A 20,176-nucleotide genomic window follows, 5' to 3' on the forward strand; every position below is an offset into this window, starting at 1 on the left:
GGGTGGCAGCTGTAAGCGGGGTGGAAATCCAGGCGTACGGTAAACCCGGTAGGTACGAATACCTCCCGCTCACAGCCGCCATAACTGACAGCTGTCCCGTACACCTCGGGTTTCCACACCCGATCGCTGAACCGACAGCGACCGCAAAAGCCTATGGGGTGGGGTTCCCCAGGACAATCAAACGCGAGTCGACGGGATGCGTAGGATATTTCTGCGAGCCTTACAGGGCGCCGGGAAATCGGCTAGAGAAGCGTAGGAACATTCCTGGTTTTAGAGCGCGTTGGCGCTGACAGGTGTCCGCCGGAAGCGCTATGTCGCCTACAAGATCGAGCGCCGCCCGCGCGGCGCTTCGCGGGGCAAGCCCGCTCCCACATTTGTTTCGGGCCGGTATCGCCTGTAATAGAGGCGCGCGCCCCCTTGTTTGTCCGACGCGATATTGAGGCGGGCACCAAAGGGCCGCGCGCTAATGCTTCAGGGATAATTGGCCCGAAACAAATGTGGGAGCGGGCTTGCCCCGCGAAGCGCCGCGCGGGCGGCGCTCGATCTCAACGGCCACACAAAACTCACGCCCTGCCCCCAGCCCCGCCAACATCCAAAGCCCTACCGCTAACGCCCTTTCAATCAATCGCAACCACAACCGCACTCAAAAACAATCCAACCCCAAACACCGAATGCGTCACCAGACTCTTCAGGCAGTTACGCCCAGGCGTCGGCGTTCTGGAGGCAAAGAACCCTGCCCCCATCAACGGCTGCATGAAGCACAGCGGCGCCGCCACTGTCACCACACCCCACGCCAGCGCAGGCCACAGCGTCGGCGCACCCAGCCAGCCCTCCCCGACCATCCCGACCAACATCACCGCAAACAGCACACCGATGCCATAGTGAATCAGCCAACCCCAGGCCACCTCGTTGGCCACAGGCTCCGCCTTGGCAATCGCCTCATGCCGCGCTCGCCCCTTCATCAAATGCCCCGCCCAACGCCCGACCATGGCGAAATTCAAGGTGGCGATGCCCAAGCGCCGCAGCAGCATCCCCCATAGGTCCATGATCACGGTGGCGCCGACCCCGATCAGCAAAGCGGCTTGTAGCATGGCAAGCGTCATTGATTCAGCCCCCTAGGATTGACGTTCAGTTACCTGCCGCGCAGCATAGAAGTTGAAGTCAACTTCAAGTCAAGGACCTCGATGGACATTGCCGATGTCGCCAAACGCACAGGCGTCCCTGCGTCGACCCTGCGTTACTACGAAAAGAAAGGCCTGCTCACGTCGCTCGCCGGGCGTGGCCAGCGGCGCCAGTTCGCCGCCGACATTGCGGATAGGCTGGCACTGATCGCCTTGGGGCAGGCATCCGGGTTTTCCCTGGATGAGGTCGGGGCGATGCTGGTGGACCTTCAGGTCGATCGACAGATGCTGATAGCCAAGGCGGACGAAATCGATACCCGGGTCAAACGCTTGCAGGCCATGAGCAAGGGGCTGCGGCATGCAGCGCAGTGCCCTGAGGTAGATCACCTGGCCTGTCCGAAATTTCAGCGTTTGATGAAGCTGTCAGCAGCAGGCGCCCTTGGGGAAAAACACCTACACCAGAGCAGGCCTGGAAAAGCGCGAAGCCAGCCATCTGGCCGTACTTAGCCCTACGACCAGGAACGCCACGCCTTCAATGCTCAGCATCATCGCGCTGATCCCAAGCTGCGTGATCAATTGGCTGGCGACGTAGGGGAACCCGAACACTCCGATGAAATACGACAAGCTGAACAGCAGCAGCGCTTGTGCCGTAAGCCCTGCCGGTGCCTCGTTGGCAGCCAGCCCGTTGATCACCGAGTAATTCAGGCCGTAACCCACGCCCAGAAGAACGGCCATGGCCAGATAACTTTCCGTACTGTGCACCCACTGGTCGAACCCCAGCACGGCCGTTGCCATGATCAAGGTTAGAACCCAGGAGGTCGCCAGCGGGTTTTGCTTCACGACCCAGCCGGCCAGCAGGAGCCTGCAGGCGATCGCAGCGCCCATGAAGCCAATGAAGAAGGTCGAGTAATCAAGCCCCAGGCGAGCGGCATAACTGGTCTGGAAACTGCCCATGGTGCCGAAGATTGCCCCGCCCAGCCCTACCATCAGGATCGACAGCCCAGAGCGCGAGCTCATCACTTTGAGCGCGGACGCCAACCCGATTTGCACCTTCTCAGCAGGTCGCCGCCCCTGAGAAGTCGAAGCGAGCCAAGCAAAGTACAACCCCGCCAACCCTGCAGCGCACGCCGCCACCCAGAACGCGAGCTGGGTAGGCAGTGCAACGAAAGCGGCGAACTTGCCCAGCAAGGGCCCGGTGCCAATGCCGGTCAGCATGCTGCCAGAGAGCAGTGCAAAACAATGGGTACGGCGTGTGGGCTCGACCATTTGCGTCACCATGATGGGGCCAATGGTGTAGAACACCCCCCAGCCGATGCCAAGCATCAAGCCGCATGCCAACAAAGCGATGCCCAGGCTTGAGACCATGGCAAAGCCCACTGATGACCCGACCAGGCAGAGCGCCCCCACAGCGATGCTGCGAGCAGCGCCAAAGCGCTGCAGCAGGTGCCCCGAGCCGAGCACAGAGAGCAACGTACTTAGCATGGCAACAGCGAATACCTGCCCGGCATCGCTTGCAGTCCCGCCCAGCGTCTGCACCAGCATCGAGAGCAGGAACGTCGTGCCATAGCTGATGGACAGCAGGAAGCACGCGATGCAGAACACCGTGAATGGCTGAAACTTCATGAAAGCAGTCCTTGCGGGTAGGTGCTGTTTTCTATCACGGCAAGGCACAGGCAAAGGCAAGCATTTGCTTACGTTGAGATCGTCACTTCATTACCTAACGGCCGCCACGTCGATGCCACTCATCGCGGCTCAACTCCCAGATCTGCTTGAGCACGGGGCCACAGACGAAATGGCCCTCTTCAGTTCCCACCAGCCGCATGCCTTCGTGCACGGAAACACTGCGCGATCGGTCATTGCACGCAGCCTTGGGCACCTGCATGACGCAACGCCCAAGCGTTTCGAACCAGTAGTGGTTGATGACCCTGCAGGCCTCCCGCATGTAGCCGTTTTTCTGCCATGCCTGTGCAAGCCAAAAGCCACGGTTGTTGCCCGGCTGGTCATAGAGACTGATGCTTCCGATGATCTGCGCAGGCTCCGTCTTCAGGCGAATCATCCAATGCCATTCACACCCGGCGTTCATGGCGGGTAATGCGATGTCTCGGACGTAGAGCAGCGCGCCGTCTTCTGGGTAAGGCCAAGGCACGCGGCTGTCCAGGTAGCGAACAATGTCCCAGTGCGGGAACAGTTGCTGAATGGCATCCACGTCGCCGAGCTGCAGCGGCGTGAGTATCAGGCGCGGAGTTTCGAGGATTGGAAGGCTGTGCATTTTCGCGGAATCCATTCATGCAGGCGATCTGGGATGCAGGCGCACCCCAACCCTTACATAGCGTCCGGATATTCTCAACTGCCCAGCGGCTACAACGTGCATGAGAGCAACCCGAGCGCGGCAACGTGTCCGAAAGTGGCAGTCTTGAATTTCAGCGATTGGAGAAGTTGGCAACAGCAGGAGCGCAGAACAGGCCAGAGGGAAGGCCTTAGCCTGACAGGCTGAGGTTTTAGGACCCCAGAAATGGAGGCGGCCCCCCCAGCCACACCCCGGCACTCGATGTTCCCGCTATGGCTGCTCCCTTCCGGGCCTGACCAGGTTAACGGGTAATCAATGCGGGGGGACCGATGGGGCCACCACTAACGCGACTCGCTAAGCAGCGAGCCGCGCCATTGTACCGGTCTGAGGCGAAGTTACAACCTCTGGCCGGAGAAAAAGTCATCATTTCTCAATGACTTGTTTGAATCTGGGGGTACCTTGGCGAACGACGGCCTTTGTAGGAGCGGCCTTGCGTCGCGAAAGGGGCGCGAAGCGGCCCCTGGATTTCAGCTTCGCCGCAGAGAGTGCTGGGGCCGCTTCGCGCCCCTTTCGCGACGCAAGGCCGCTCCTACAAGGTCCGCGCAGGGTCAGAGGGTGATGCCTTGCTCGCCGAGGAAGGCAATGAACGCGTCTTCGTCCAGCACCTTCACCCCCAGCTCACTGGCCTTGGCCAGCTTGGAGCCCGCGCCTGGGCCGGCGACCACGCAGTGGGTCTTGCCGGAAACGGAACCGGCAACCTTGGCGCCAAGGCTTTCCAGCTTCTCCTTGGCAATGTCGCGGCTCATGCGCTCCAGGGTGCCGGTCAACACCCAGGTCTGCCCCGCAAGCGGCAGCCCTTCGGCGACTTTCTTCTCGCTGTGCCAGTGCATGCCGAACGCCAGCAACTGGGCCTCGATGGCCCGCGCCAGCTTCTGGTTCGCTTCGTCCTTGAAGAACTCGCGCACCGCCTCGGCCTGCTTGGCAGCCAAGGCCTGGCGCAAGTCGATGCCATCGGCAGCGATGATCTTGTCCAGGCTATCGAGCTTGGCCACCAGCTTTTCAGCGCCGGTCGGGCCGACCGAGGGAATGTCGAGCTTGGCGATCATCCCAGCCAAGGTGGTGCTGGCAGCAAACTCGGCGGCCAGGTCGCCTTCGTCCTGCAATTGCATGCCACACGCGAGCAACTGTTCGATGACCTTGCAGTTGTGTTCGTCTTCAAAGAAGTTGTGGATCTCGTAAGCCACTTCAAGGCCGATGTCCGGCAGGTAGGTCAGCACCTGCGGCAGGGCCTGCTGCACCCGCTCCAGCGTACCCAGCGAGCGCGCCAGCACCTTGGCAGTCTCTTCACCCACATCCGGGATACCCAGGGCATAGATGAAACGCGCCAGGCTCGGGCGCTTGCTGGCTTCGATGGCATCCAGCAGCTTCTTGCTGGACACCTCGGCAAACCCTTCCAGGCCAACGATCTGGTCGAATTCCAACTTGTACAGGTCCGCCGGCGAGCCGATCAACCCTTCGTCCACCAACTGCTCGACACTCTTCTCGCCCAGGCCGTCGATATCCATCGCGCGGCGCGAAACGTAGTGGATGATCGCCTGCTTGAGCTGAGCGCCACAGGCCAGCCGGCCGACGCAACGGTACACCGCGCCTTCGCTGGTGGTTTCCTTGCCCTTGCTGCGTTTGACCAGCTGGGTACGCTCGACCTGCGAGCCACACACCGGGCACTCGCTCGGCACTTCGACCGGGCGGGCATCTTCGGGACGGCGCTCGAGCACCACTTGCATGACTTGCGGGATGACATCACCGGCCCGGCGAATGATGACCGTATCGCCGATGCGCAGGCCCAGGCGGGCGATTTCGTCCATGTTGTGCAGGGTGGCGTTGGACACGGTCACACCAGCCACCTTGACCGGCTTCAGACGCGCCACAGGGGTTACCGCCCCCGTGCGGCCGACCTGGAATTCGACATCCAGCACTTCGGTCAGCTCTTCCATGGCCGGGAACTTGTGGGCAATCGCCCAGCGCGGCTCGCGGGCGCGGAAGCCCAGCTCACGCTGGGACGCCAGGCTGTTGACCTTGAACACCACACCGTCGATTTCGTAAGGCAGGCTGTTGCGGCGCTCGCCGATGTCGCGGTAGTACGCCAGGCACTCCTCGATGTTCGCAGCGTGCTTGACTTCGCTACAAATCGGAAGGCCCCATTGTTTGAGCTGCTCCAGAACGCAAATTTGGGTTTCACCGACGCTCTCAGAGACCTGACCAACACCATAAGTGCCGAACTCCAACGGCCGGCTAGCAGCGATTTTAGAATCCAGCTGGCGCAGGCTGCCAGCAGCGGCATTTCGTGGGTTAGCGAAGGTTTTGCCCCCTGCTTCGGCCTGGGTAGCGTTAAGACGCTCAAAACCCGCCTTGCTCATATATACCTCGCCGCGCACTTCAAGCACGGTAGGCCAGCCTACGCCCTGTAGCTTCAGCGGAATGTTACGCACGGTGCGAACATTGGCGGTGATATCTTCGCCGGTCGTACCGTCACCACGAGTGGCCCCCCGCACCAGACGCCCCCCCCGATACAACAAGCTCACCGCCAAACCGTCAAACTTGGGCTCACAACTGAAGTCCACGGAGCCGGACTGTTCGAGACCATTGGCCACACGACGACCGAATTCACGCATATCAGCTTCATCGAATGCGTTGCCCAGACTGAGCATTGGTATCTCGTGACGTACCTTCCTCAACGCCGCCAACGCGCCACCACCAACACGCTGGGTAGGCGAATCGGGTGTCACCAGGTGCGGATGCTCGGCCTCCAGCTCCTTGAGTTCGTTGAACAGGCGGTCGTATTCGGCATCGGGCACGCTGGGCTCATCGAGCACGTAGTAGCGGTAGTTATGCTGGTCGAGTGCGGCGCGCAGGGCGTGGATTCGGGATTCGGCGTTCATGGGTCAGGGTCTCTTGCAAAGCAAAAAGCAGCCTTGGGGCACCGTGCCAGAACAGGGTTTGAGGTTGTCAATGCCGACCCTTTCGCGGGTCAAGCCCGCTCCCACAGGTACACCACTGCCTGCAAGGCTTACGGTGTACCTGTGGGAGCGGGCTTGACCCGCGAAAGGGTCGGTACAGGCACACTCAAAACCTGAACCGACCAGCGCGCCCACAGGCTGCTCTTTGTCTGGAACTATCAGCGTTTCTGGGTCAGCGCGCGGCGCTCGAACTCGACGATGCGCTGGCGGTAATGCTCGATGGTCTGGGCGGTCAGCACGCTGCGCTGATCATCCTTGAGTTCACCATTGAGCTCATGGGCCAACTTGCGCGCCGCTGCAACCATCACGTCGAACGCCTGCTTCGGATGACGCGGGCCCGGCAGGCCCAGGAAGAAGCTCACCGCACGGGTGCTGAAGTGGTCGATATCGTCCAGGTCGAAAATACCGGGCTTCACCGCGTTGGCCATGGAGAACAGCACTTCGCCGTGGCCGGCCATGCTCTCGTGGCGGTGGAAGATGTCCATCTCGCCAAAACGCAGGCCGCTCTCGAGAATGTTCTGCAGCAACGCCGGCCCTTTGAAGCCACCCTCGTCGCGGGAGATAACGCTGATCACCAGCACTTCTTCAGCGGGGGGCAATTCCTTGACCGTGTTATTGGCGGACGACGCACCGCTGTTGCGGTTGTTGTCGGCAGCAAAGTCATCATCGGTATCGGCAAACAGGTCAGGCTCGCGCGATTCGGCCACCAGGTTCAGGTCACCCTGCGGCACTTCTGCGGCACGTTTGCCACGTTTGCTGGCCTTGACCGGCTTGGGCTCGCGCTCGCGATCACGCGACGACGCACTGAGCGAGGGCAGGTCGCTCTCGTCCAGTTCTGGCTCTTTATGGTTATCCAACACCCGCGACGGGCCGAGCACTTCGGCACCGCCCTCTTCGTCGGGGGCGTTGGTATAACTGCGATCCAGGCGGAATTTCAACTTGCCTTTTCCGCCGCGCATGCGGCGCCAGCCGTCGAAAAGAATACCGGCAATGACAATGATGCCGATGAGGATCAGCCACTCGCGCAGACCGATTTCCATGTAATCCCGTGCCTCTATAAAAATATGCTTGAAAACAAAGGGTTCAAAGCCCTTTAACACGTGGCGCCAACTCTATGTTCTGACAGGCGTTTTACCCACGCAAAAAACGAGTGACATTAAGCTAGCACGACCAAAGAGAACTTTACACCGTCTGTCGCACATGACGGGGCCATTTCACTACAGAATGTGCCCTATCTTCGCTCATCAGGCGTCGACCATTGCCATCGCCTCCTCCACATCCACCGCCACCAGGCGGGAGCAGCCGGGCTCGTGCATGGTCACCCCCATCAATTGATCCGCCATCTCCATGGCAATCTTGTTATGCGTGATGTAGATGAACTGCACGCTCTCACTCATTTCCTTCACCAGCCGCGCGTAACGCCCGACGTTGGCATCGTCCAGCGGCGCATCGACCTCGTCGAGCATGCAGAACGGTGCGGGGTTCAACTTGAAAATGGCAAACACCAGCGCCAGGGCGGTCAGTGCCTTCTCGCCACCGGACAGCAAATGGATGGTGCTGTTCTTCTTGCCCGGTGGTCGCGCCATGATCGTCACCCCTGTATCGAGTAGATCTTCGCCCGTCAGTTCCAGATAAGCGCTGCCACCACCGAAAACTTTTGGAAAAAGTGCCTGTAATCCAGCATTTATCTGATCAAAGGTATCTTTGAAGCGGTTGCGGGTTTCCTTGTCGATCTTGCGGATGACGTTTTCGAGGGTCTCCAGCGCTTCGACCAGGTCGGCGTTCTGCGCGTCCAGGTAGCGCTTGCGCTCGGACTGTTGCTCGTATTCTTCGATCGCTGCCAGGTTGATCGCGCCCAGGCGCTGGATACGCGCCTCGGTCTGTTCCAGCGCCTGCTCGGTGCCCTGTTCGCTGTCGTCGGCTTCGAGCGTGGCAAGCACGCCTTGCAGGTCGTAACCGTCGGCCAGCAATTGCTCTTGCAGGGTCTTGCGCCGCACATCCAGGCCCTGGCACTCCAAACGCAGCTGCTCCAGCTGGCCGCGCAGCAGTTGGGCTTGCTGCTCGGCCTGGCTGCGGCGTTTTTCGGCGTCGCGCAGTGCACGGTCGGCCTCGTCCATGTGCAGGCGGGCCTGGCGCATTTCCTCGTCGACGCTCATGCGCCGCTCCAGCAGCTCTTCGAGCTTCAGGCGCAACTCTTCGAGGGGTGCTTCGCCCTCCTCCAGGTTCAGGCTCAGTTGCTCCTGGCGCTCGGTCAGGCGTGCGGCCTGCTGCTCCAAGCGCTCCAGGGCCTGACGGGTGGAGTCATGCTGGGCGCGCAGCGAGCCCAGGCGCACGGCCAGCTGGTGGGCATGGTCCTTGTGCTGGCGCGCCTCCTGGCGAACGCGATCGAGGCCTTCGCGCAGGGTATCGCGACGGGCCATCAACTGCTCGCGCTGTTCGGTGTCCTGGGCCATGAGGTCCAGGGCTTCCTGCAGCACCAGCCGCGCCTCGCCCAGTTGCTCGTGTTCCAGGGCGCGCTGCTCCTGCAGTTCGGTCAGTTCTTCCTGCAGACGGCGGCGGCGCAATTCGACTTGCTCGGCACGGGCACGGCTGGCCGACAGGCTGGCCTTGAACTCGCCATGCTGGCGGCTCTCTTCCTGGGTACGGCGGCGCAACTGCTCGCGCTGCTCTTCAAAGCCCAACTGCTGCTCGCGCAGGCCTTGAAGCTGTTGCTCAAGATGCTCCAGGGCGGCTTGCTGCTCCAACTGCTCCTGGCCCAGGCGTTCGATTTCCTGGCCGCGGGCCAACACCCCGCCTTCGGCTTCGCCACCTCGGCTGACCCGCAAAAAATGCCGGCCCACCCAGTAACCGTCACGGCTGACCAGGCTTTGCCCTTCATTCAGGGTGGCCCGCAGCGCCAGCGCCTGGGCCAGGTCATCGACCGGCTTTACCTGCCCCAGCCAGGGCGTCAGGTCGGTACGCCCTTCGACCTTGTCCAGCAGGCTGCCCGCCAGCCGCGCACCCTCGCCGCCGGCCAGCAGCAAGCGCAACTCGCCTTGCTCCAGGTCGGCGAAATCGAGGTTGTTGAAATCATCGACCAGCACCGCCTGCAGGTCGGCGCCAAGCACCGTTTCTACTGCCAGCTCCCAACCCGGCTCGACCCGCAGCCCTTCCGCCAGGCGGGGGCGCTGCGCCAGGCCTTGCTCGCGCAACCAGTCTGCGGCGCCTACGCCAGGCTCCAGCGCAGCCTGCTGCAAGGCCTCCAACGATGCCAGGCGACCACCCAGACGCTGCAGGTCGCCCTGCGCCTGCTGTTGCGCCTGGGTGGCCTGCTGCAACTGCTCGCGCGTGCCTTCGAGGCGCTCGACCACTTGCTCTTCGGACACCTGCAACTCGTCCAGCAGCATTTCGCTACTGGCCAACTGTTCGGCCAGTTCGAGCAGGGCGGCATCCTGTGGCTCGGCACCCAACAGGTCGCGTTCTTCACCCAGCTTGCGCTGGCGCTCCGCCAAGCGCTCCAGGCTGGTTTCCAGCTGCTGCAGGCGCGCCTGCTGCACTTCCGCCTGGCGCCGGGGCTCGGCGGAGCGGGTGTTGAAGCTGTCCCACTGCTCTTGCCACCCGTGCATGCCCAGCTCGGCTTCTTCGAGGGTGGCAGCGGCCTCTTCGGCGGCTGCCAGGGTCATTTCCTGCTCAGGCACCAGCATGGCCAGTTCTTCGCCAAGGGTAGCCAGCAGGGTGCGGTCATGGCCCAGGTGCGACTCGGTCTCCAGGCGCGTGCGCTCGGCTTCCTTGAAGTCGTCCTGCAATTGGCGCAGGCGCTGTTGGCCGTGCTGGATGCTCTGCTCGACCCGGGCGATATCGCCTGCCACCGAATAGAAGCGGCCTTGGACCTGGTTGAAGCGTTCGGACAATTCGTGATGGCCATCGCGCAAGCGCTCGATGCTGGCGTCGGCGTTACGCTGCTCGGCCACCAAGGCCTCGTGGGACACATCCTGGTCGCCGATCACCGCTTCGCGCTGGCGTACGCGTTCGTCCAGGTCGCGCCAGCGCAGGGCCGACAGGCGCGCCTTGAGCTGGCGTTCCTGGGCCTTGTACTCGCGGTACTTCTCGGCGGCCTGGGCCTGGCGATGCAGGCGTTCGAGCTGGCGCTCCAGCTCGTCGCGCAGGTCGGTCAGGCGCGCCAGGTTTTCCTGGGTGCGGCGGATGCGGTTTTCGGTCTCGCGACGGCGCTCCTTGTACTTGGAGATGCCCGCCGCCTCCTCGATGAAGTTGCGCAGCTCCTCGGGCTTGGCTTCGATCAGTTTGGAGATCATGCCCTGCTCGATGATCGAGTAGCTGCGCGGCCCAAGGCCGGTGCCGAGGAAGATATCGGTGATATCGCGGCGACGGCATTTGGCGCCGTTGAGGTAGTAGCTGTTCTGCGCGTCGCGGGTCACCTTGCGGCGGATGGAAATCTCAGCGTAGGCCGCGTATTCACCTACCAGGGTGTTGTCGCTGTTGTCGAACACCAGCTCGATGCTGGCCTGGCTGACCGGCTTGCGGCTGGTGGAACCGTTGAAGATGACGTCGGTCATCGACTCGCCGCGCAGGTTTTTCGCCGAGCTCTCGCCCATCACCCAGCGCACCGCGTCGATGATGTTGGACTTGCCGCAACCGTTGGGGCCGACCACGGCCGCCATGTTGCTGGGGAAGTTGACCGTGGTCGGGTCGACGAACGACTTGAACCCGGCCAGGCGAATGCATTTGAGGCGCATGGTCAGGCCCGGGCCAACGCCGCCAGCACCAGTTCACAGCTGCGCTGGCAGTAAGCGGTGAGCACCTCGCGGATGCGCGGCAGGTCGCGCGAGACCACGGCCTCGAGCAGGCAGGCGAACAGCTGCAAGTAGTCGTCGGTGCTGGCCTGGCGCTGGTCCAGGGCCAGGTAGTAGGCGCGGCTCATGGCCGGCTGCAGGTTTTCTACGGTTTCCTGCAGGTAAGGGTTGTCGGCGAACGGATAGGCCGCCCGCATCACCGCGAAGCTTTCGGCAACGAACACCTTGATGTCCCGTTTGTCGCGGGCTAGCTGCAGGCGCTGCTGGATCTCCAGAAACGGGCGCAGGTCGGCCTCAAGGCGCCATTTTTGTGCAACGGCGTTGCCCAGCAGGATGTAGAACTCGCCCATCAAGTTGCACAGGCTGCGCACGCTGCGCTCGTCCAGCTTGGTCACATGAGCGCCACGACGCGGCAAGATCGCGACCAGATGCCGACGTTCGAGGATCAATAGTGCCTCACGCACCGAACCGCGGCTGACATTCAGCGCCTGGGTGACCTTTTGCTCCTGGATGCGCTCGCCTGGCGCCAGCTCGCCGCGGATGATGCGTTCGGCCAGGTAATCGGCAATCTGCTCGGAGAGGCTGTCCGGGGCCTTGAACGTCATGGTTTTCCTTCAAAATCATTGAACTGGGCACAAGGGGCGGATTGTAGCGTACTTGACCGGCACTCGCGCAGAGGGGCCTTGCGCTTTATTTGGCCTGCCAGACAGCCGCCTGCCCGGCGCGATCTATGCTTGTAGTAAAGGCAATGTGTTCGGCCGGGTGTAGAGATGCGCATTTTCCTGACCTTTGAGTCAGAAAAATATTGACCAGTTCGTCAGGTCTGCTTATTGTCCGCCCAACAACAATAAAACCATTGCGAGGCCACCCCCGTGATCCAGTTTCTCGTCAACCAGGAGCTGCGTAATGAGCACGCCCTGGACCCGAACATGACGGTGCTGCAATACCTGCGCGAGCACCTGGGCAAACCCGGCACCAAGGAAGGCTGTGCCAGTGGTGACTGCGGTGCATGCACCGTGGTGGTCGGCGAACTGACCCAGGACGACCAGGGCCAGGACACCCTGCGCTACCGCAGCCTCAATTCGTGCCTGACCTTCGTGTCTTCGCTGCATGGCAAGCAGTTGATCAGCGTCGAAGGCCTCAAGCACCAGGGCGAACTGCACAGCGTGCAAAAAGCCATGGCCGACTGCCATGGTTCGCAATGCGGCTTCTGCACCCCAGGCTTCGTCATGTCGCTGTTCGCCCTGCAGAAAAACAGCCAAGGCCCCGACCTGCACCTGGCCCAGGAAGCCCTGGCCGGCAACCTGTGCCGCTGCACCGGCTACCGGCCGATCCTCGATGCTGCCGAGCAAAGCTGCCGCCAGCCTTGCCGCGACCAGTTCGATGCCCAGCAAGCCCAGACCATCAGCCGCCTCAAGGCCATCGCGCCGACCCAGACCGGCGAGCTCAACAGTGGCGACAAGCGCTGCCTGGTGCCGTTGACCGTGGCTGACCTGGCCGACCTGTACAGCTCGCACCCCGAAGCACGCCTGCTGGCCGGTGGTACCGACCTGGCACTGGAAGTGACCCAGTTCCACAAGACGCTCCCGGTGATGATCTATGTCGGCCACGTGGCCGAGCTCAAGCGCATCGACAAGACCGCCAGCCACCTGGAAATCGGCGCGGCCACCCCGCTCACCGACTGCTATGAAGCGCTCAATGCCGAGTACCCCGACTTCGGCGGCCTGCTGCACCGGTTTGCCTCGTTGCAGATCCGCAACCAAGGCACCTTGGGCGGCAATATCGGCAACGCCTCGCCGATTGGCGACTCGCCGCCCCTGCTGATTGCCTTGGATGCCCAGGTGGTGCTGCGCCAGGGCGAACGCCAGCGCACCCTGGCGCTGGAAGACTACTTCATCGATTACCGCATCACCGCGCGCCAGGACAGCGAGTTCATCGAGAAGATCATCGTGCCGCGCGCCAGCGATGACTGGGCCTTCCGCGCCTATAAAGTGTCCAAGCGCCTGGACGACGACATTTCCGCCGTGTGCGCAGCGTTCAACCTGAGCATCGAGAACGGTGTGGTCAGCGGCGTTCGGATCGCCTTCGGCGGCATGGCCGCCATTCCAAAACGTGCACGTGCCTGCGAAGCAGCCCTGCGCGGCAAAGCGTGGAACCAGGCCAGCATCGAGCGCGCCTGCCAGGCGCTGGCCGAAGACTTCACCCCGCTCAGCGACTTCCGCGCCAGCAAGGAGTACCGCCTGCTGACCGCACAGAACCTGCTGCGCAAGTACTTCATTGAACAGCAAACACCGCACATCGAAACCCGGGTGACCGCTTATGTCTAACCATCACGTAGCCAAGAGCCAGGCCGAGATGGCCGAACTGTTCAGCCAGGACCTGACCACCGGGGTCGGCCGCAGCGTCAAGCACGACAGTGCCGACAAGCACGTGGCCGGCGAAGCGGTGTACATCGATGACCGCCTGGAATTCCCCAACCAGTTGCACGTCTATGCGCGCACCGCCGACCGCGCCCACGCGCGCATCCTGCGTGTCGACACCACGCCGTGCTATGCCTTCGAGGGTGTACGCATCGCCATCACCCACGAAGACATCCCTGGCCTCAAGGACATCGGCCCGGTGGTGGCCGGCGACCCGCTGCTGGCCATCGACAAGGTCGAATTCTTCGGCCAGCCGGTGCTCGCCGTGGCTGCCCGCGACTTGGAAACCGCCCGCCGCGCAGCGATGGCGGCCATCATCGAATACGAAGACCTGGAGCCGGTACTGGATGTGGTCGAAGCGTTTCGCAAGAAGCACTTCGTGCTCGACAGCCACACCCACCAGCGCGGTGACTCCGCCGCCGCCCTGGCCAGCGCCCCGCACCGCCTGCAAGGCACCCTGCATATCGGCGGCCAGGAGCACTTCTACCTGGAAACCAACATTTCCTCGGTGATGCCGACCGAGGACGGCGGCATGATCGTCTACTGCTCCACGCAAAACCCCACCGAAGTGCAGAAGCTGGTCGCCGAAGTGCTGGACGTGCCGATGAACAAGATCGTCCTCGACATGCGCCGCATGGGCGGTGGTTTCGGCGGCAAGGAAACCCAAGCCGCCAGCCCGGCGTGCCTGTGTGCGGTGGTTGCGCACCTGACCGGCCAGCCAACCAAGATGCGCCTGCCGCGCGTCGAAGACATGATGATGACCGGCAAGCGCCACCCGTTCTATGTCGAGTACGACGTGGGCTTCGATGACACTGGCCGCCTGCACGGCATCAATTTCGACCTGGCCGGCAACTGCGGCTACTCGCCCGACCTGTCCGGCTCGATCGTCGACCGCGCCATGTTCCACTCCGACAACGCCTACTACCTGGGCGATGCCACCGTGCATGGCCACCGCTGCAAGACCAACACCGCCTCCAACACCGCCTACCGCGGCTTTGGCGGCCCGCAGGGCATGGTCGCCATCGAGCAGGTGATGGACCATATCGCCCGCCACCTGGGCCGCGACCCGCTGGCGGTGCGCAAGGCCAACTACTACGGCAAGACCGACCGCAACGTTACCCACTACTACCAGACCGTCGAGCACAACATGCTCGAAGAGATGACCGCCGAGCTTGAGGCCAGCAGCGATTACGCCGAGCGGCGCGAGTCGATTCGCCGCTTCAATGCCAACAGCCCGATTCTCAAGAAGGGCCTGGCGCTGACCCCGGTCAAGTTCGGTATCTCGTTCACCGCCACCTTCCTCAACCAGGCCGGTGCGCTGATCCACATCTACACCGACGGCAGTATCCACCTGAACCACGGCGGCACCGAGATGGGCCAGGGCCTGAACACCAAGGTGGCGCAGGTGGTGGCGCAGATTTTCCAGGTCGACTTCGACCGCATCCAGATCACCGCCACCAACACCGACAAGGTCCCCAACACCTCGCCTACCGCGGCTTCCAGCGGCGCCGACCTGAACGGCAAGGCCGCGCAGAACGCCGCCGAAATCCTCAAGAAGCGCCTGACCGAGTTCGCCGCACGGCATTACCAGGTGACCGAGGAAGACGTCGAGTTCCGCAACGGCCATGTGCGCGTGCGTGAGCAGATCGTCAGCTTCGAGCAACTGGTGCAGCAGGCGTACTTTGCCCAAGTGTCGCTGTCGAGCACTGGCTTCTACCGCACGCCGAAGATTTTCTACGACCGCAGCCAGGCTCGCGGTCGGCCGTTCTACTACTTCGCCTTCGGTGCAGCCTGCGTGGAAGTGGTCGTCGACACCCTGACGGGCGAGTACAAGATGCTGCGCGCCGACATCCTGCATGACGTCGGCGCCTCGCTGAACCCGGCCATCGATATCGGCCAGGTGGAAGGCGGTTTCATCCAGGGCATGGGCTGGCTGACCACCGAGGAGCTGGTGTGGAATGCCAAGGGCAAGTTGATGACCAACGGCCCGGCCAGCTACAAAGTGCCGGCGGTAGCCGACATGCCGCTGGACCTGCGCGTGAAGCTGGTGGAAAACCGCAAGAACCCGGAAGACACGGTGTTCCATTCCAAGGCCGTGGGCGAGCCGCCATTCATGCTTGGCATCGCCGCCTGGTGCGCGATCAAGGACGCCGTGGCCAGCATTGCCGACTATCGCCTGCAACCCCAGGTTGATGCCCCGGCAACGCCAGAGCGGGTGTTGTGGGGTTGCGAGCAGATGCGCAAGGCGGTGGCCGCCGCGCAGCCTGCATCGCAGGAGCTGGAAACCGTTAGCCACTGACCCTGCGCTCCGTTGGGTGTGTGTGTAGGAGCGGCCTTGCGTCGCGAAAGGGGCGCGAAGCGGCCCCAGCCAGCTCAGCAGCGAAGCTGAAATCCTGGGGCCGCTGCGCAGCCCTTTCGCGACGTAAGGCCGCTCCTACACAAGGCCCGCGTAGACAGAAGAGAGGTTGGATCATGCACCAATGGATCAACGCCCTCGCCGACCACCAGTCCCGCGGTGAACGCTGCGTGCTGGTGACCATCATCGAGGAACGCGGCTCTACCCCGCGTAACGCCGGCTCGAAAATGGTCGTCAGCGCCACCGCGCTGTTCGATACCATCGGCGGCGGCCACCTGGAATACAAGGCCCTGCATATCGCCCGGCAAATGCTCGAAGACCAGCGCACCACCCCGCACCTGGAGCGCTTCAGCCTGGGTGCAAGCCTCGGCCAGTGCTGCGGCGGCGTGACCGTGCTGCTGTTCGAGCCAATGGCCGCCGTGCAGGCGCAGATCGCGGTGTTCGGCGCGGGCCATGTCGGCCGCGCTCTGGTACCCTTGCTCGCCGCGTTGCCCTGCCGGGTGCGCTGGATCGATTCGCGCGAACAGGAATTTCCCGAGCTCATCCCCAACGGGGTGACCAAGGTGGTCAACGAGGAGCCCGTCGACGAAGTGGCCGACCTGCCAGCCGGCAGCTACTGCATCGTCATGACCCACAACCACCAGCTCGACCTGGAACTGACCGCCGCCATTCTCAAACGCAATGATTTCACCTGGTTCGGCCTGATCGGCTCGAAGACCAAACGGGCCAAGTTCGAGCACCGCCTGCGCGAGCGCGGCTTCGATGATGCCGTCGTGGCGCGCATGCGCTGCCCGATGGGCATTGCCGAGGTCAAGGGCAAGCTGCCGATCGAGATCGCCGTGTCCATCGCCGGCGAAATCATTGCCACCTACAACGCCTGCTTCGGCCAGCATGACGCTGCCGCCAACGCCGGCCCCATTGCCCAGTTGCTGCCGCCCTCCCGGCGCAGCCAAGCCATTTGACGAGCGCTTTATGACCGCAACCCGCAAAGCCTACCGTGCCGCCATCCTGCACAGCATCGCCGACCCGGCCGAAGTCGGCCTTGACGCCTCCCACGCTTACTACGAAGACGGCCTGCTGGTGGTCGACGATGGCCGCATCAGCGCCCTCGGCCACGCCAGCGACCTGCTGCCGACCCTGGATGCCGGCATCGAAGTGGTGCATTACCAGGATGCGTTGATCACCCCAGGCTTCATCGATACCCACATCCACTTCCCACAGACCGGCATGATCGGCTCGTACGGCGAACAGCTGCTGGACTGGCTCAACACCTACACCTTCCCGTGCGAGAAACAGTTCGCCGACAAGGGCCATGCCGACCAGGTCGCGAAAATCTTCCTCAAGGAACTGCTGCGCAACGGCACTACCACCGCCCTGGTGTTTGGCAGCGTGCACCCGGAGTCGGTCAACGCCTTGTTCGAAGAAGCCGAGCGCCTCGACCTGCGGATGATCGCCGGCAAGGTGATGATGGACCGCAATGCCCCTGACTACCTGACTGACACGGCCGAGTCCGGTTACAGCGAAAGCAAGGCATTGATCGAACGCTGGCACGGCAAGGGCCGCCTGCACTACGCAGTGACCCCACGTTTCGCACCGACCAGCACGCCAGAGCAACTGACACTCGCTGGCCAGTTGCTCAAGGAGCACCCAGGCGTGTACATGCACACGCACCTGTCCGAAAACCTCAAGGAAATCGACTGGGTCAAGTCACTGTTCCCGGAGCAGAAGGGCTACCTGGACGTGTACGACCACTTCGAGCTGCTCGGCGAGCGCTCGGTGTTCGCCCATGGCGTGCACCTGTGCGACGACGAGTGCCAGCGCCTGGCCGAAACCGGTTCGGCCGTGGCCTTCTGCCCGACGTCCAACCTGTTCCTCGGTAGCGGCCTGTTCAACCTGCCCCAGGCCGAGCGCTTCAAGGTCAACGTGGGCCTGGGCACCGACGTGGGCGCTGGCACCAGCTTCTCGCTGCTCAACACCCTCAACGAGGCGTACAAGGTCATGCAGTTGCAGGGCGCGCGCCTGCACCCCTACAAGTCGCTGTACCTGGCCACCCTCGGCGGCGCCCGCGCACTGCGCCTGGACGATCGCATCGGCAGCCTGCGCCCCGGCAACGATGCCGACTTCGTCGTGCTCGACTACAAGGCTACGCCGCTGCTGGACTACCGTATCCAGCAGTCCAACAGCATCGAAGAGACCCTGTTCGTGCTCACCACCCTGGGCGATGACCGCACCGTGCGGGAAACCTACGCCGCCGGGCGTTGCGTGCACCAGCGCTAAGGTTCTTTCGCCAGGCCCCGGTACAACGCGCCGCCGATCGCAGCCCCGATCAGCGGCGCCAGCCAGAACAGCCACAGCTGCTGCAGGGCCCAGCCACCGACGAACAGTGCCGGCCCCGTGCTACGCGCGGGGTTGACCGAAGTATTGGTCACCGGAATGGAGATCAGGTGGATCAGGGTCAGGGCCAGGCCGATGGCAATCGGCGCGAAACCTGCTGGGGCGCGGGAGTCGGTGGCGCCCATGATTACCACCAGGAACATCGCCGTCATCACCACTTCACTGATGAAACCCGCACCCAGTGTGTAGCCGCCGGGCGAGTGGTCGGCGTAGCCGTTTGAAGCCAATCCCGAAGACAACTCGAAACCGGCCTTGCCGCTGGCGATGAGGTAGATCACACCCGCAGCCAGGATGGCGCCGATCACCTGAGCGATCACGTAGGGCAGCAGCTCTTTGGCCGGGAAACGCCCGCCCACCACCAGCCCGAACGATACGGCAGGGTTTAGATGACAGCCGGAAATGTGGCCGATGGCGAAGGCCATGGTCAGCACTGTAAGGCCGAAGGCGAAAGCAACACCGAGAACGCCGATACCGAGGGGGGAACTGGCTGCGAGTACCGCACTGCCGCAGCCACCAAGGACCAGCCAGAAGGTGCCGATCAATTCGGCACCCATGCGTTTACCGAGGGACATGCTCATGAATCCATTCCTCAAGAAGTTGAACGCAACGAATGCGCAAGCCCAACTGCTTGATGAAGGTTTGCTCACAAGAATTTAGCAGACCTTTGGCTGATGTGTAGGAGCGGGCAAGCCCGCGCCTGCAAAACCCCACATCTACCGAGGCAAACGATCAACCCTTGGCCGAAACCTTTGGCTTTTTCAGCAGGTGCGAGAACACCGCATGCAGATCGTCCGAAGCACTCTCCTCGTCCAGGTTCAGCTTGCTGTCGATGTGGTCCATGTGGTGCATCATCAAGCTCACCGCCTGCTCGGCGTCACGCGCTTCGATGGCATCGATCAGCTGCATGTGCTCGTCATAGGAGCAATGCGAGCGGTTGCCGCTTTCATACTGGGCAATGATCAGCGAGGTCTGCGACACCAGGCTGCGCTGGAAGCTGACCAGGGGCGCATTGCCCGCCGCTTCGGCCAGCTTGAGGTGGAATTCGCCAGAAAGACGGATACCCGCACCCCGATCGCCGCGGGAGAAGCTGTCGCGCTCCTCGCGCACCATCTGCCGCAGCTCGTTGAGCTGGTCGAGGGTGGCGTGCTCCACGGCCAGTTCGGTGATCGCGCGTTCGACCATGCGCCGCGAGAAGAACACCTGGCGCGCCTCTTCAACCGTCGGGCTGGCCACCACCGCACCGCGGTTGGGCCGCAACAGCACCACGCTTTCGTGGGCCAGGCGCGACAGGGCGCGGCGGATGATGGTGCGGCTGACGCCGAAGATCTCGCCCAGCGCTTCCTCGCTCAACTTGGTGCCCGGAGCCAGACGCTGTTCGAGGATCGCCTCGAAAATATGCGCGTAGACGATGTCGTCCTGGGTACCACTGCGCCCGGCCTTGCCAGTGCGCACAGGTTTTTTCAGAGGTTGCAGCTGTTCGTTCATGGGCACTCGAGCACGTGGATCCACCAGTCGGACCTTGACTGTAACGCGTGTCAGAGGGTGGCTGGCAAGTCCTGAAAAGGGATGAAGGACCAAGGTATGGCGCCATTGTACACAGGCTGACCCGTTTCTGCAGGTGGCCTTTCACATATATAGCCGTTGTACGCGCATTTGTGCGCACAAAAGATAAAACATTATTTGCATTCTTTGTACACAAAAGCATAATCCACCGTGCGACTTCCTGACCCATAAGTCAACAAAATGGTCAGGCGTCTGCCTTCCCCTCGCGGAGCCGCCAAGTGCATGCGC

Annotated in this window: 14 protein-coding genes and 1 other RNA gene; 5 read left to right on the forward strand and 10 right to left on the reverse strand. The window is 62.7% G+C overall.

Going from position 1 to position 20,176, the window contains the following annotated elements:
* Positions 1-617: 617 nt before the first annotated feature.
* Positions 618-1,091: a DUF2938 domain-containing protein gene (locus PC358_RS10415; protein ID WP_413787216.1), complete on the reverse strand. Its 474-nt coding sequence runs from the start codon at positions 1,089-1,091 to the stop codon at positions 618-620.
* A gap of 93 nt (positions 1,092-1,184) precedes the next feature.
* Here PC358_RS10415 and PC358_RS10420 point away from each other — a divergent pair, with 93 nt between their 5' ends.
* Complete coding sequence (locus PC358_RS10420; RefSeq protein ID WP_033699365.1) at positions 1,185-1,628, forward strand: helix-turn-helix domain-containing protein; 444 nt, start codon at positions 1,185-1,187, stop codon at positions 1,626-1,628.
* On the opposite strand, the gene PC358_RS10425 is transcribed toward PC358_RS10420, so the two are convergent.
* The 7 genes from PC358_RS10425 to PC358_RS10450 all read right to left on the reverse strand — a co-directional run bounded on the left by PC358_RS10425 (position 1,575) and on the right by PC358_RS10450 (position 11,820).
* A complete protein-coding gene (locus PC358_RS10425; protein WP_033699366.1) occupies positions 1,575-2,744 on the reverse strand; it encodes an MFS transporter in 1,170 nt (389 codons plus the stop codon). The two genes, PC358_RS10420 and PC358_RS10425, sit on opposite strands and share 54 nt — an antisense overlap.
* A gap of 94 nt (positions 2,745-2,838) precedes the next feature.
* Positions 2,839-3,390, reverse strand: coding sequence for a GNAT family N-acetyltransferase (locus tag PC358_RS10430; RefSeq protein WP_033699367.1), 552 nt, complete (start codon positions 3,388-3,390; stop codon positions 2,839-2,841).
* 253 nt (positions 3,391-3,643) lie between these two features.
* Positions 3,644-3,740, reverse strand: an RNA gene (ffs, locus tag PC358_RS27090) — signal recognition particle sRNA small type.
* A gap of 276 nt (positions 3,741-4,016) precedes the next feature.
* A complete protein-coding gene (ligA, locus tag PC358_RS10435) occupies positions 4,017-6,347 on the reverse strand; it encodes an NAD-dependent DNA ligase LigA (RefSeq protein WP_033699368.1) in 2,331 nt (776 codons plus the stop codon).
* Positions 6,348-6,583: 236 nt separating this feature from the next.
* Positions 6,584-7,465, reverse strand: coding sequence for a cell division protein ZipA (zipA, locus tag PC358_RS10440; RefSeq protein ID WP_033699369.1), 882 nt, complete (start codon positions 7,463-7,465; stop codon positions 6,584-6,586).
* 204 nt (positions 7,466-7,669) lie between these two features.
* Complete coding sequence (smc, locus tag PC358_RS10445; RefSeq protein ID WP_033699370.1) at positions 7,670-11,158, reverse strand: chromosome segregation protein SMC; 3,489 nt, start codon at positions 11,156-11,158, stop codon at positions 7,670-7,672.
* Between the two features lie 2 nt (positions 11,159-11,160).
* Positions 11,161-11,820, reverse strand: a complete 660-nt coding sequence (locus PC358_RS10450; RefSeq protein WP_033699372.1) for a GntR family transcriptional regulator — start codon at positions 11,818-11,820, stop codon at positions 11,161-11,163.
* Positions 11,821-12,087: 267 nt separating this feature from the next.
* Here PC358_RS10450 and xdhA point away from each other — a divergent pair, with 267 nt between their 5' ends.
* The 4 genes from xdhA (at position 12,088) to guaD (ending at position 18,268) form a co-directional block, all read left to right on the forward strand.
* Positions 12,088-13,542, forward strand: a complete 1,455-nt coding sequence (gene xdhA, locus PC358_RS10455) for a xanthine dehydrogenase small subunit (RefSeq protein ID WP_033699373.1) — start codon at positions 12,088-12,090, stop codon at positions 13,540-13,542.
* Positions 13,535-15,934 carry a xanthine dehydrogenase molybdopterin binding subunit gene (xdhB, locus tag PC358_RS10460; RefSeq protein WP_033699375.1) on the forward strand — a complete coding sequence of 800 codons (2,400 nt, stop codon included), beginning with the start codon at positions 13,535-13,537 and terminating at the stop codon, positions 15,932-15,934. The genes xdhA and xdhB overlap by 8 nt, the downstream gene beginning before the upstream one ends.
* A 173-nt stretch (positions 15,935-16,107) precedes the next feature.
* Positions 16,108-16,953, forward strand: coding sequence for a xanthine dehydrogenase accessory protein XdhC (gene xdhC / locus PC358_RS10465; protein WP_033699376.1), 846 nt, complete (start codon positions 16,108-16,110; stop codon positions 16,951-16,953).
* A gap of 10 nt (positions 16,954-16,963) precedes the next feature.
* Complete coding sequence (gene guaD / locus PC358_RS10470; protein WP_033699377.1) at positions 16,964-18,268, forward strand: guanine deaminase; 1,305 nt, start codon at positions 16,964-16,966, stop codon at positions 18,266-18,268.
* On the opposite strand, the gene aqpZ is transcribed toward guaD, so the two are convergent.
* Both aqpZ and PC358_RS10480 read right to left on the reverse strand, forming a co-directional pair.
* Positions 18,265-18,963 (reverse strand): aquaporin Z, encoded by a 699-nt coding sequence (gene aqpZ, locus PC358_RS10475; RefSeq protein ID WP_033699378.1) that lies wholly within the window; start codon positions 18,961-18,963, stop codon positions 18,265-18,267. The genes guaD and aqpZ overlap by 4 nt on opposite strands.
* Positions 18,964-19,114: 151 nt before the next feature.
* Entirely contained in the window at positions 19,115-19,870 is a 756-nt protein-coding gene (locus PC358_RS10480) for a GntR family transcriptional regulator (protein WP_033699380.1), read from the reverse strand.
* Positions 19,871-20,176: the final 306 nt, after the last annotated feature.

The organism is Pseudomonas capeferrum, assembly GCF_000731675.1.
GTDB lineage: Bacteria > Pseudomonadota > Gammaproteobacteria > Pseudomonadales > Pseudomonadaceae > Aquipseudomonas > Aquipseudomonas capeferrum.

Bases quoted from the DNA above. Each gene is read 5' to 3' on its own strand.
- PC358_RS10415 (WP_413787216.1), bottom strand. From the start codon at position 1,091: ATGCTACAAGCCGCTTTGCTGATCGGGGTCGGCGCCACCGTGATCATG.
- PC358_RS10420 (WP_033699365.1), top strand. From the start codon at position 1,185: ATGGACATTGCCGATGTCGCCAAACGCACAGGCGTCCCTGCGTCGACC.
- PC358_RS10425 (WP_033699366.1), bottom strand. From the start codon at position 2,744: ATGAAGTTTCAGCCATTCACGGTGTTCTGCATCGCGTGCTTCCTGCTG.
- PC358_RS10430 (WP_033699367.1), bottom strand. From the start codon at position 3,390: ATGCACAGCCTTCCAATCCTCGAAACTCCGCGCCTGATACTCACGCCG.
- ligA (WP_033699368.1), bottom strand. From the start codon at position 6,347: ATGAACGCCGAATCCCGAATCCACGCCCTGCGCGCCGCACTCGACCAG.
- zipA (WP_033699369.1), bottom strand. From the start codon at position 7,465: ATGGAAATCGGTCTGCGCGAGTGGCTGATCCTCATCGGCATCATTGTC.
- smc (WP_033699370.1), bottom strand. From the start codon at position 11,158: ATGCGCCTCAAATGCATTCGCCTGGCCGGGTTCAAGTCGTTCGTCGAC.
- PC358_RS10450 (WP_033699372.1), bottom strand. From the start codon at position 11,820: ATGACGTTCAAGGCCCCGGACAGCCTCTCCGAGCAGATTGCCGATTAC.
- xdhB (WP_033699375.1), top strand. From the start codon at position 13,535: ATGTCTAACCATCACGTAGCCAAGAGCCAGGCCGAGATGGCCGAACTG.
- xdhC (WP_033699376.1), top strand. From the start codon at position 16,108: ATGCACCAATGGATCAACGCCCTCGCCGACCACCAGTCCCGCGGTGAA.
- guaD (WP_033699377.1), top strand. From the start codon at position 16,964: ATGACCGCAACCCGCAAAGCCTACCGTGCCGCCATCCTGCACAGCATC.
- aqpZ (WP_033699378.1), bottom strand. From the start codon at position 18,963: ATGAGCATGTCCCTCGGTAAACGCATGGGTGCCGAATTGATCGGCACC.
- PC358_RS10480 (WP_033699380.1), bottom strand. From the start codon at position 19,870: ATGAACGAACAGCTGCAACCTCTGAAAAAACCTGTGCGCACTGGCAAG.